Annotated in this window: 11 protein-coding genes; 7 read left to right on the top strand and 4 right to left on the bottom strand. The window is 69.9% G+C overall.

The genetic code is table 11. The features are described 5' to 3' along the window. Positions 1-376, bottom strand: a 376-nt coding sequence (locus QM626_RS14095; protein WP_415077594.1) for a FadR/GntR family transcriptional regulator, incomplete at its 3' end; no start/stop codon positions are given. 100 nt (positions 377-476) lie between these two features. Between QM626_RS14095 and QM626_RS14090 the strand changes: the two genes are divergently transcribed. Then, on the top strand, positions 477-1,136 hold the full coding sequence (locus QM626_RS14090; protein WP_415077593.1) for a TetR/AcrR family transcriptional regulator: 660 nt from the start codon (positions 477-479) through the stop codon (positions 1,134-1,136). Continuing rightward, positions 1,133-2,443 carry a glycosyltransferase gene (locus tag QM626_RS14085; protein WP_415077592.1) on the top strand — a complete coding sequence of 437 codons (1,311 nt, stop codon included), beginning with the start codon at positions 1,133-1,135 and terminating at the stop codon, positions 2,441-2,443. Before QM626_RS14090 ends, QM626_RS14085 begins: the two co-directional genes overlap by 4 nt. 14 nt (positions 2,444-2,457) lie before the next feature. On the opposite strand, the gene QM626_RS14080 is transcribed toward QM626_RS14085, so the two are convergent. Then, complete coding sequence (locus QM626_RS14080; RefSeq protein ID WP_415077591.1) at positions 2,458-4,185, bottom strand: cation:proton antiporter; 1,728 nt, start codon at positions 4,183-4,185, stop codon at positions 2,458-2,460. Between the two features lie 68 nt (positions 4,186-4,253). Here QM626_RS14080 and QM626_RS14075 point away from each other — a divergent pair, with 68 nt between their 5' ends. Next, positions 4,254-5,633 carry an MFS transporter gene (locus tag QM626_RS14075; RefSeq protein WP_415077590.1) on the top strand — a complete coding sequence of 460 codons (1,380 nt, stop codon included), beginning with the start codon at positions 4,254-4,256 and terminating at the stop codon, positions 5,631-5,633. A 301-nt stretch (positions 5,634-5,934) separates the two neighbouring features. Here the strand turns inward: QM626_RS14075 and QM626_RS14070 are convergent, their stop codons facing one another. Next, on the bottom strand, positions 5,935-6,504 hold the full coding sequence (locus QM626_RS14070; RefSeq protein ID WP_415077589.1) for a TetR/AcrR family transcriptional regulator: 570 nt from the start codon (positions 6,502-6,504) through the stop codon (positions 5,935-5,937). 199 nt (positions 6,505-6,703) lie between these two features. Here QM626_RS14070 and QM626_RS14065 point away from each other — a divergent pair, with 199 nt between their 5' ends. From QM626_RS14065 to QM626_RS14055, 3 genes are read left to right on the top strand one after another with little or no spacing between them, the layout of a single operon-like run. After that, the gene (locus QM626_RS14065) at positions 6,704-7,240 is read left to right on the top strand and encodes a methyltransferase family protein (protein WP_415077588.1); all 537 of its coding nucleotides are present in this window, start codon (positions 6,704-6,706) and stop codon (positions 7,238-7,240) included. A 16-nt stretch (positions 7,241-7,256) separates the two neighbouring features. Next, positions 7,257-7,901 carry a carboxymuconolactone decarboxylase family protein gene (locus tag QM626_RS14060; protein ID WP_415077587.1) on the top strand — a complete coding sequence of 215 codons (645 nt, stop codon included), beginning with the start codon at positions 7,257-7,259 and terminating at the stop codon, positions 7,899-7,901. A gap of 36 nt (positions 7,902-7,937) precedes the next feature. After that, positions 7,938-8,381 (top strand): hypothetical protein, encoded by a 444-nt coding sequence (locus QM626_RS14055; RefSeq protein ID WP_415077586.1) that lies wholly within the window; start codon positions 7,938-7,940, stop codon positions 8,379-8,381. A 616-nt stretch (positions 8,382-8,997) separates the two neighbouring features. Here the strand turns inward: QM626_RS14055 and QM626_RS14050 are convergent. Continuing rightward, positions 8,998-9,633, bottom strand: a complete 636-nt coding sequence (locus QM626_RS14050; protein ID WP_415077585.1) for a TetR/AcrR family transcriptional regulator — start codon at positions 9,631-9,633, stop codon at positions 8,998-9,000. 48 nt (positions 9,634-9,681) lie between these two features. On the opposite strand from QM626_RS14050, the gene QM626_RS14045 reads away from it, so the two are divergent. After that, positions 9,682-11,124, top strand: coding sequence for an MDR family MFS transporter (locus QM626_RS14045; protein WP_415077584.1), 1,443 nt, complete (start codon positions 9,682-9,684; stop codon positions 11,122-11,124). The last annotated feature ends 384 nt before the right edge of the window (positions 11,125-11,508 follow it).

The raw sequence follows: 11,508 nt of genomic DNA, 5'->3' as shown, positions 1-11,508 counted from the left end.
CGCTCAGGGCGCGCCGGATCGCGCGCAGGTCTGCCGGGGTGCGGCGGGCGGCGGCGAGGGCGGCCGCCTCCGTCTCGATCGCGATGCGCGCCTCGATCACGCTGACGATGCCGGCGCGGCGGAGCACGGCGTCCCAGTCCTCGACCGCGTCGAGCGCGACGAGGAACACACCCGCCCCCTGGCGGGTCTGCAGCACCCCCCGACCGGCGAGCAGCCGGATCGCCTCGCGCACCGTCGAACGGCCCACGCCGAGTTGCGGGCCGAGCGTCGTCTCGCCGGGGAGACGGGCGCCCAGCGCCCACTCTCGCGCCCGGATGCGATCGAGCAGGGCGGATGCCGCCTGCTCCGCGAGGGGGGTGCGCAACATCTGCGTCATGACGGACCTCTCTACTTGTCTGAGGAGTTTACCTCAGACGATGCGCTGTCGCGCCGCGTCCAACTTGACTGCAGTCGAACTGGAATAATATTGTTCGACCGTGCCCGAGACGAAAGCGACGACGACCGGCGAGCGGTATCCCAAGCGCGCTGCGCGCGCAGCCGCGACACGAGCCGCCATCATCGAGGCGGCCGGAGAGCTGTTCGCCACCGGCGGCTACGCCGGCACGACGATGAAGGCCATCGCCGAGCGCGCGGGCGTCTCGGTCGAGTCGGTGTACCTCGCCGGCTCCAAGGCGTCGCTGCTGTCCGCTGCGCTGACCGTCGCCTTCTCCGGCGCCGACGACGACCGCCCGCTCCCCGAGACCCAGGCGTACGCGGCCGTCTTCGCGCTGCCGGTGGACGAGGCGCTCGACCGCTATGTCGAGCTGGTGAGCACCTCGATCGCGCGCTCGGATGCGCTGTGGCGAACGGCGCGTGTCGCCGCGGACGCGGAGCCCGCCATCCGCGCGCTGCTCGAGCAGTCCCTCGCTCGCCGCGCCGCGGACATCGCGGCGGCCGGTCCGTGGCTGGTCGCCCGCGGCGTGGTCGTCCCCGCCGACGCCGACGATGCGGTCGCGACGCTGTCGATGCTCGTCTCGCACGAGACCTACGAGCACTTCACCGACCAGTTCGGCTGGTCACCCGCCCGCTACGGAGCGTGGCTGCGCGATGCGCTGGACCGGCTCATCGTCCACCGATCGCAAGGAGACAGATCATGAGCATCTTCCTCGTGGGCGCGAGCCCGCTCTACGGCCACGTCAATCCGCTCCTCGCGATCGGCCGTGATCTGGTCGCACGGGGCGACCGCGTGATCGTGCTCACCGGCAGCCGGTTCCGGGATGCCGCCGAGGCGGCGGGCCTGGAGTTCCACCCGCTCACCGGCCCCGCCGACTTCGACGAGCGGGACCCGTCCACCTTCGTGCCCGATCAGGACCGCTATCGCGGGATCGCGCTGTCGCAGTACCAGATCGAGAACACCTTCCTGCGACACATCCCGCCGCAGTGGCGCGGGCTGAAAGCGCTGATGGACGCGGAGCCGATCGACGCCGTGCTCATCGACAGCTTCTTCGCGGGCGCGCTGCCGCTGCTGCAGCAGCCCCGCACCTCGCGGCCTCCCGTGGCCGCCGTCGGCATCAGCCCGCTGACGCAGCTCAGCGTCGATGCGCCGCTGCCGAACTCGCGCATCCCGATGATGAGGGGCCCGATCGGCCGCCTGCGCAACCGTCTGCTGATGGTCGCCGCCGAGAAGGTGCTCTTCGCTCACGCGCAACGGCTGACGGCATCCATGCTGGCGGAGGTCGGCGCGGGCAGGCCGTCCGGCTTCGTCGTGGACTTCTCACGGCTGCCGGAGCTGTATCTGCAGCTGGGGCCGCGGGAGTTCGACTACCCGCGCCGCGACCTGTCCGACAACGTGCGGTTCGTCGGGCCGCTGCCGGCCCGCTCGTCGCTGACCGAGGCCGCGCTGCCGGACTGGTGGGACGAGCTGCGCGACGGACGGCCCGTCGTGCACGTCACACAGGGGACCCTCGACAACCACGACTTCGGCAACCTCGTGCGACCGACCCTCGACGGCCTCGCCGACCTCGACGTGCACGTGGTCGTCAGCACCGGACGGGCGCCGATCACGTCCGTGGGTCGCGTGCCGGCCAACGCCAGGGTGGCGGAGTTCCTCCCCTACGACCAGCTGTTGCCGCTCACCGACGTGTTCGTGACGAACGGCGGATCCGGCGGCATGTGGGCGGCGCTGACGGCCGGCGTCCCGCTCGTGGTCGCCGGTGACGCCGAGGACAAGCCCGAGGTCGCCGCCCGCGTGCAGTACTTCGGGGTCGGCCTCGATCTGCGGACCGGGCACCCGTCCGCGGCAGCGGTGCGCACGGCCGTCACCCGGGTGCTGCACGACGGGTCGTTCCGCGCCCGCGCGGGTGAGATGCGGGACGCGATCGCCGGATACGACGCGTTCGGCAGCATCCGTGCCGAGCTCGACGCGCTGGTCGCGACACGGACGGGACAGTCACGCGTGTCGTAGCGCGGCCCGCCGCCTCAGTGCTCTCCGCCGCGGCTCACGAGCCGTGTCTCCTCCAGGTCGAGGAGCGACTGCGCCTCGGCGAGCACGCGCGACGAGTACGTCCCCTGGGCACGGATCGTGAGCAGGCGTTCCCGCTCCGCGGCGACCACGGCGAGGCGAAGATCGCGGAACTGCTGATGCGGCCGCTGCTGCGTGCCCCGAAGCGAGCGCGCGCGTTCCCAGGCCGCCTCGGTGCGCAGGAACGAGGACTGCCGTACGCGTTCGATGACGTCGGGATCGACCGGCGTCGTCTCGGCGGCGTCCGCTTCGACCTGGTCGAGAGCGGCGAGACCGGCGCCGCTGATGTCCTCCAGCAGCGCGGCGAGCTCCTTGCGGTCCTCGACCGCGTCGATCCCCTCGACTCTGAGCAGGCGGATCAGCCACGGGAGCGTGCCGCCCTGCACCACGATGCTCATCACGGCCACGGTGAAGGCGATCAGGATCAGCTGCGGGCGGTACGGCGTGCTCTCCGGCAGGGATTGCGCGGCCGCGAGCGTGACGACGCCGCGCATCCCCGACCAGCCGAGCACCGCTCCGCCGCGCCAGTCGATCCGCTCCTGACGCTGCTGCTCCAGATCGGCTCGCCGTCGCTCGTAGTCACGTTCGAGCCGGTTGCGCGCGCGGGCCTGACGGGCGGTGGCGACAGGATGGCTCCGGTAGAAGTACAGGGCGAGCAACGCACGGTAGGTGCTTTTCTCGTTGCGTTCCTCGCGCCGCCGCAACCCGAACACGAGCGGGCCGATCCAGAGATAGCGGATGACGATCAGCGACAGCGTGGCGACGAGCCCGATGCCGACCGAGGCGCCGACGCCCAGGATGCTCGAATCGGCGTGCTCGATCAGGGTGCGGATCTCGAGCCCGATGAGCAGGAACACCCCGTTCTCGAGCAGGAACTGGATGGTGCGCCAGTTGATCCGGTCGCTGATCCTCGACTGCGGCGAGAACTTCGTCGGGCTCGCATGACCGGTGTAGAGGCCCGCGACGACCACGGCGAGGACGCCGGATGCGCCGAGCGCCTCGGCCGGCATGAACGCGACGAACGGCACCGCGATCGACAACGCCGTGTCGAGCACCGAGTCGTTCAGCTTCGAGCGCACGAACACGGTCACGAAGCCGGCCGCCAGCCCGACCAGGAGCGCGACCACGACGGCGTACAGGAAGTCCAGCACGCCCGCCCAGGGCGACGCCAGCGAACCGGCGGCCGCCGCGACCGCGGAGCGCAGCAGCACGAGGGCGGTCGCGTCGTTCACCAGCCCCTCGCCCTCCAGCACCGTGAGCAGACGCGGCGGCAGGCCGAGCCGCCGACCGATCGACGTCGCCGCCACCGCGTCCGGAGGGCTGATGATCGCGCCCAGCGCGACGGCGGCGGCGAAGTTCAGGTCGGGCAGCAGGGCGTAGAGGAGGAAACCGGTCGCAAAGGCGGTGACGATCACCAGCACCACCGAGAGACTGGCGATCGGAGCGAGGTTCCGCCGGAAGTCGATGATCGGCACGCTGATCGCCGCCGCGTACAGGATGGGCGGCAGCAGCCCGTCCAGGATGATCTCGTGCGGGACCTCGATGTCGGGCACCCCGGGCAGGTACGAGAGCCCCACTCCGACCACGACGAGGATGATCGGCGCGGCGATGCCCAGCTTCTTCGAGAACGCCGCGACGCCCACGATGACCGCGACCGCGATCACACCGTAGACGCCGAGCTCCATTCTTCCAGCCTATGGTCCGGGGCGCGCGCCGCTCGACGCCCGCCACCGGCATCCGGCCCGCTAACATCATGCCCATGCGGGGTGGGGTGCTGCGGTTTCTGCCGCTCGGGCTGGCACTGCTGTGCGTGCAGCTCGACTTCTTCTCGCTGAACCTGGCGCTGCCGGTCATCGCCGACGCGGTGCATTCCACGGTCACGGATCTGCAGTGGCTCGTCAGCGGCTATGTGCTCAGCCTCGGCGCGTTCCTCGTGCCGGCGGGCCGGATCGGCGACATCATCGGACGCCGTGCGACCCTGTTCATCGGTCTCGGCGTCTTCGCCGCCACGAGTCTCGTCGCGGGCTTCGCCACCACCTCGGCCGTGCTCATCCCGACGCGCATCGTGCAGGGCCTCGGCGCGGCGCTGATCATGCCCACGGTCTTCGTGATCGTCAGCCACACGGTCGTCGAGGACCGCCGGGCGAAGGTCGTCGCCTTCCTGCTGGCCGTGGCGGGCATCGGCACCGCGACCGGGCCCGTCGTGGGCGGCCTGTTCGCGCAGACGATCGGCTGGCAGTGGGTGTTCTGGATCAACGTGCCGTTCGCCGTCGTCGCCGGGATCGGCCTGCTGTTCCTCGACGACCCGCGGTCTCCGAGCGCGGCTCCGGCGATGGACTGGTGGGGACTGGTGACGGTGGTCGCCGGCCTCGCCCTGCTCAGCATCGGGATCGACCGGATCCCCGAGACCGGATGGCTCTCCCCCACCGCGTTGCCGCTGGTCGTCGGCGGCGTCGTGGTCCTCGGTCTGTTCGCCTGGATCGAGTCGCGCACCGTCGCGCCGCTCGTACGGCCCGCGCTGTTCGGCATCCGGCCGTACCGCTTCCTGCTCCTCCTCGGCTTCGTGTGCAACGGCGCCCTCAACGTGCTGGTGTACCTGGCGGCGATCGACCTGCAGGTCGTCGACGGCTTCTCGGCGACGACGGCGGGGATGCTGTTCGTGCCGGGCTCGATCGGCGTCGCGATCTCGGGGCCGGTGGGCGGCTGGCTGTGCGGCAGGTTCGCGCCGTCAGCGGTGCTCGCCGTGGCGGCCGTGTGCGGCGGCGGCTCGCTCGCGCTCGCGGCGCTCTCGCCGTCGTTGTGGGCGTTCCTGCTGGCGCTGGGCGTCGCCGGCTGCGCGTGCGGGCTCGGCTACTCGGTCGCCCAGGCCGGCGTGCAGACGGCGGTGCCGGTCTCCCACGCGAGCGAGGCGAACAGCTTCCTGCTGATGACGCTCATCGCCCTGGGCGGGATCGTCGTGGTCACCGCCGCCAACGTCACCGAGGCCCTCAGCCCGACCGACGTGCCCAGCGCCGGCGCGATCGACGCCGCGCTCTACGGCACCGCGGCGCTGCTCGTCGTCGCCGGCGTGGTCGCCGGACTGACGCTGCGCCGGGTGCGGCCGGCGGGCGCAGCCGATCCCTCGTTGGCGTGAAGCGCCCTCCATTCCGCGGCGAGGTCGGCGGAGCAGACTTCTCGGGGCGTCCGAGAGGAACCCGGAGGTGGCCGGAGCGGCGGCGGGGGCGTCGCCGCGCCCGCGTGGCCCGATCGCCGACAGGATCGCGTCGCTGCCGTCGATGGCCTCCCGGAGCACGTCAGTGTCTCGGAGTTCGGGGACCTCGATGGTGGTCAGGTTCGGATCGGTCGCGGTGATGCGCGCCTGGTCAAGAAGCAGCGTGCCGGTGCGCCCGGTCGCTCCGGAGATGGTCAGCCGCATGGTCGCCCCTCGACCTGGGTCACCGTGGCAGCAGTTGGTCGATCAGGGTCTGAGCCAGCCACTGTTCGTACCGTTGCGGGGTCCAGCCGCGGTCGGTGACGAGGAGCCGGTAGACCTCGGGAGACATCAGCGCGTGGATGATGTCGGCCGCGTCACGCTCCCTCATGCCTGGCACGAGGGCACCGGCCTTAGCGAGAGAGCGGGCGATCTGGTCCTGCCCGGCACCGCGGTGCCGGGCGCGCTCCCTGAGCAGCGCGGCGGCGTCCGGGTCTGATTCGGCGGCGCTGACCAGGATGCGGTACAGGGGCTCGGTTCTCGCGTTCACCTCGCGGCAGATCGCGGCGAAGCCGGTCAGGCGGCTGGCCGGGTCGGGGTCGGCGAACAGCTCTTGCGCGGCGGGCTGATCCGCGAGGGGCGCTGCGTTGTCGGAGCCGGCTACTGATCTGTCGACCAGTGCCCGGAGAATGCCGAGCTTGGACGAGAACAGCCGGTACACCGTGGCCGGTGGGACATCGGACTCGGCGCTGATCGCGTCGACCGTCGTCGGCCCGTAGCCCCGCTGTACGAACAGCCGCTGTGCCGCGTCCACGACCGCCCCGTGCGCCAGCCGTGTCCGCGCCTGACCGCGACTATCACCTCGGGCTTTGGAAGCAGCCTCACCTGTCATGAATCTGACAGTAACACTCTTGAATTGAGAGTGTTACTCTCAGAACGAGGCCAGGGATTGTGAACCACAGGCAAGCACCAGCGGGCTTCGACTGTGGATCGAGAAGGGACAGGAGGCTGCTATGCGCAGATCGGTCGCGGTGCTCGTCGCCTCGGCATGGGGCGTCGGGCTGGGCGGCACGTTCGGCGTGCTGCTGCCCGTCCTGCTCGGGTACTGGCAGCTCCGGGACCCGCTGCCGTACTGGGTCGTCGCCCAGGTCGCGGGCGGGGTCCTCATCTGTCTCGGCCTGGTTCCCATCGTGTCGACGTTCATCGAATTCGTGAAAGCAGGCGGCACCCCGGTCCCGGCGGCCGCCCCGCCCCGGCTGGTGGTCGAGGGCTTCTACCGGCATGTGCGCAACCCGATCTACGTCGGGTTCCTGATCGTCCTGGCGGGGCAGGCGCTCCTGTTCGGCTCAGCCGGACTGGCGATCTACACCGCTGTCGCGTGGTACGTCGGCGCAGCGGCGGTGCGCTTCTACGAAGAGCCTCGCCTGTCCCGTCGCTTCGGCGCCGAGTACCAGCAGTACCGGCATGCGGTGCGTGCGTGGATACCCCGGATACATCCGTGGAACCCGCCGCTCGCCGTCGAACGGCGACTGCCCGCCGACGCGAACTGAAAGGAAGGCAGTAGTCATGGCGCGTATCACCGCCGTCGCCCCGGAACGGGTGCGGATCAGGAACCGGATCGTGCTCTGGTTCGTCCGGCGCGGCCTCGCCAAGGCCACCGGCACGGACACCGAGAAGGTGCTCGAGCCGCTGCGGATGTATGCACACCTTCCCGGTCTGTTCAGCGGCTACACCAAGCTGGAGCAGGCCACCGCGAAGCTGCACGGCATCGACCAGCGCCTGCACGCCCTGGCCGAGCTCAAAGCCGCCACCCTCACCGCGTGCGAATACTGCATCGACCTGGGATCGGCGATCGCCCACCAGTGGGGCCTCACCGACGCCGAGCTCCTGGCCCTGCCCGACTACCCGTCGAGCCCGCTGTTCTCCGACCTGGACAAGCTCGTCCTCGACTACGCAGTCGCGATCAGTCGCACGCCCGTCGAGGTGCCCGACGAGCTGTTCGACAAGCTCCGGCAGCACTTCACCGACGCTCAGATCGTGGAGCTCACCCACTACATCGCGCTGGAGAACATGCGTGGCCGGTTCAACCTCGCCCTCGGCATCGGCTCCTCCGGCCTCAGCGAGGGCATGGTCTGCGCCCTCCCCGTCACGCATCACGCTCAAGGCGGCGGTGCTCCGGCAGACACCTCCGCGACGCCCGACCGACTCTGACAGCGACCGCTTCGCCCACCTCAGAAGGAGGATCGAATGAACACCCCACCGACCCGCCGCCCCATCGCCGCACCGCGCACGACCGCGATCCTCGGGCTGATCCTCGCCATAGGCGTGCTGGCCCAAGGACTCTTCGCCGGCGGGTTCATGCAGGGCGACCGCCAGTGGCGCGCCTGGCACGAGGCGTTGGGCAACGCGCTCGTGCTGCCGCCGCTGATCAGCCTCGTCGTCGCGCTGCTGCTCATCCGCCGCCAGCCCGACCCGCCCTCGGCGCTGCTGACCCGCATCTTTCTCCTCGCCCTCGTCATCGTCGTGATCCTCACTGGCCACGCCGGCCGCGACCTGCTCATGGTTCACATCCCCGCCGCCATCGCCGTCGTCGGAATCTCCGTGCGACAAGCGACAGGATTCATCCGCGTCCCGAACCTCCGGCCCCGCACGACGACCGAGGACGATCGCGCTCCAAGCATCGGGCGGTAGCGAGGTGAAGGTCGGCATCGTCGGAGCCGGGATCGCTGGGCTGGCGCCGCCATCGCCTTCGCGCGTCATGGTGCCGAAATCGTCATCTACGACCAGCCCGGCGCCACCGCCGCCGGCGGGTCCGCGCTCTCGGCACACCGGCCGTCGTCCCCGCCGGCCTGCGCACCCCACGCGGAACGTGGCTGGTCCGCACGCCCCCTCTGGTCGACGCCGACCTCACGGTCGTCAGCCGTAGCGATCTGCACGGCATCCTGACCGCGGCCGCTCTGCGGGTGCAGTTCGCGGCCGTCAGCGAGGTACGCGGCACCGCACAAGATGCGACGATCGTGCTCGACACCGGTGAGACTCCGACCTTCGACCTCGTGGTTGGCGCCGAGGGCATCGCCAGCGGGATACGCCGCTCCTGGACCGACGACCCGGGCATCCGCTACGCCGGGTACACCGCGTGGCGCGGCGTCACTGTCGGCCCGATCGACGTGCTGGCGGCAGGCGAGACTTGGGGTCGCGGCGAGCGGTTCGGGATCGCGCCGATGGCCGGCGGACGCGTCTACTGGTTCGCCACCATCACCGCGCCTCCGAACTGGCCGCTCACCGATGAAGACCGGGCTCGAATGACTCAGCGGTCAGCGTGCGGCGACGACTCGGTGCGGCTTGCGAAGCCGTCGAGAAGAAGATCGGCGGTCTGGTCGCCGATCCGATCGACGTCGAGCCGCAGCGCCGCGGCAAATCGAGTCGCGAGCCTGACCGTGCCGGTGATCGCCAGGGCCAGCATCTCGGGTGGGACATCCGTGCGCAACACGCCGTCTCGCTGTCCGCGTTTGATGAGCTCGAAGGTGGCTTGGTGCATGGCACGGGACGCGGGAGGCGTGGCGGGTCGGTAGCCCTGGCCGGGCCTGGGTTGAAGGTCTTCCCCAACGGCAAGCAGAGGGTAACGCTGGGCCGTCACGGTCTTGCGCTGGATGAACGCGCGCAGAGCAGTGAGCGCGTCGAGCTCGCTGTCGGTTGCCAGGTCGATCGTCTCGCGCACCTCGGTCGCCGCGGCCTCGAAGATCGCGCGCCGCAGTTCGTCTCGGTTGCGGTAGCGACGGTAGACCGTGAGGCGTGCGAGCCCTGCCTCGTCGGCGATCCGCTGGATCGTCGCGTTCGGATCGTCGGCAAGCACCCGTGCGGCCGTCTCCAAGATGAGCTGGTCATTGCGCTGCGCATCCGAGCGCGGCCCTCGCTGGCGCGGTTTCACCGGAGTCGACTTCATCCCCTAAGTGTTACACATGATGCACACTTACGCATCTAGCGTGGACGCGTGGCTGCTACTCCGAACGATTCCTCATCCCGTATGGACCCGGGTCTGATCCGGCTGGGTCTGATCCTGGTCGTCGGCATCTTCATGAGCATGCTCGACACCACGATCGTCAACGTCGCGCTGCCATCCATCGGGCGGGAGATGGATGCCGACCTGCCAACCCTGCAATGGGTCGTGACCGGCTACATGCTCGCGCTCGCCGTGGTCATCCCGACGACCGGTTGGCTGGTGAACCGAATCGGAGCCAAGCGACTGTTCATCCTCTCCACGGCGCTCTTCACCGTGGCCTCGGGGCTGTGCGCGCTGGCATGGAACCCGGAGTCGCTGATCGCCTTCCGCATCGTTCAAGGCGCTGGTGGCGCGTTGCTCATGCCCGTGGCTCAGACGATCCTGGCGAAGGCGGCCGGACCCGACCGGATGGGCCGGACGATGACCGTGGTCGGTGTTCCGGCCCTACTGGCACCCGTCCTCGGCCCGATCGTCGGCGGGCTGATGGTCGACTCACTGCCGTGGCAGTGGATATTCGTCCTCAACCTCCCGATCGGCGTGGCCTCGGTCATCCTGAGCGCACGGATGCTTCCCACCGACCACGGATCGTCCGAGCAGGCTCGCTTCGACATCCTCGGCCTTGCCCTCATCGGTCCGGGACTGGCTCTCGCCCTCTACGGTCTGACCAGGGCCAGCAGTCTCGGCACCTTCACGACCGCGGAGGCGTGGATACCGCTTGCGCTCGGTGCGCTGCTCGTCATCGGCTACATCCCCTACGCGGCGCGGCGTGGCCTGGACGCCCTCATCCCGATCGGCTACTTCCGCGACCGCGCCTTCGCCAGCTCCGCCGCCGTCTCGCTCGTCGTGGGACTCACCGTCCAGAGCGTGCTGCTGCTACTGACCCTCTACTACCAGCAGGGCCGCGGGGAGACCGCCCTGGTCACCGGGGTCCTGCTCATCCCACAGGGCATCGGCACCGCGATCGCCATGCCCATCGGAGGCAAGCTCACCGACACCTTCGGTCCCCGCGTCGTCGTAGTCACGGGCATGATCCTCTCCACGCTCAGCGCCATCCCGTTCGCCCTCGCGGACACCCACAGTCCTTACTGGCTTCTCGCCGTCGCGCTGTTCGTCCGCGGACTCGGATTCGGCGCGACCATGATGCCGGCGATGGCCGCCGGCTACCGCACCCTGCCCAAAGAGGCCGCCGGACACGCCAGCAGCGCCCTTCAAATCCTCTCCCGCGTCGGCGGCGCACTCGGCGCCGCCATCATGATCATCATCCTCACCGGCTACCTTCATTCCGACGGTCCCGACCACGCCTATGGCACGACCTTCTGGTGGGCAGCAGCACTCGGCCTGGTCGGCACCGTGCTCGCCCTCCTCCTACCCTGCCCAGCGCCTGACGCCCGTCGCGACCTTGATGACGCACCGAATGCCGTCAACGCCTCGTGACACCCGTCACCCCGGCGCGAAGAACAGATGTCTCAGCGGGAAGCACCGACCACCCACGATGCACCGCACAGCGCCACGTCGTTTGAACCGATACTGGCGCGAACGAGTACCTACCACCGGCCTGTCGACCCGCTCGCGTATGACTGCGTGAGGGTGATCGTCGTCCGAGACGGGTCCGCGACCCTGTTCAGCGTGTTGCGCCCCGGGTCTGGTGGAGGCTCCTGAGATCCCGAAAGGATGAGGAGCATGCCGAAGTTGGGTCTGCTGAACGTATAGGTGACAACTGATCTGTGGTGCCGAGAGGTGCCGCTGGGAGGATGTCATCATGCCCAAGCCCTATCCCCGCGAGTTCCGTGAGGACGTCGTCGCGGTTGCTCGTGATCG

The organism is Microbacterium sp. (genome assembly GCF_047606385.1).
Taxonomy (GTDB): Bacteria; Actinomycetota; Actinomycetes; order Actinomycetales; family Microbacteriaceae; genus Microbacterium.
This window is presented reverse-complemented; position numbering and strand designations above follow the sequence as displayed.

Bases quoted from the DNA above. Each gene is read 5' to 3' on its own strand.
- QM626_RS14085 (WP_415077592.1), top strand. From the start codon at position 1,133: ATGAGCATCTTCCTCGTGGGCGCGAGCCCGCTCTACGGCCACGTCAAT.
- QM626_RS14080 (WP_415077591.1), bottom strand. From the start codon at position 4,185: ATGGAGCTCGGCGTCTACGGTGTGATCGCGGTCGCGGTCATCGTGGGC.
- QM626_RS14075 (WP_415077590.1), top strand. From the start codon at position 4,254: ATGCCCATGCGGGGTGGGGTGCTGCGGTTTCTGCCGCTCGGGCTGGCA.
- QM626_RS14065 (WP_415077588.1), top strand. From the start codon at position 6,704: ATGCGCAGATCGGTCGCGGTGCTCGTCGCCTCGGCATGGGGCGTCGGG.
- QM626_RS14060 (WP_415077587.1), top strand. From the start codon at position 7,257: ATGGCGCGTATCACCGCCGTCGCCCCGGAACGGGTGCGGATCAGGAAC.
- QM626_RS14055 (WP_415077586.1), top strand. From the start codon at position 7,938: ATGAACACCCCACCGACCCGCCGCCCCATCGCCGCACCGCGCACGACC.
- QM626_RS14050 (WP_415077585.1), bottom strand. From the start codon at position 9,633: ATGAAGTCGACTCCGGTGAAACCGCGCCAGCGAGGGCCGCGCTCGGAT.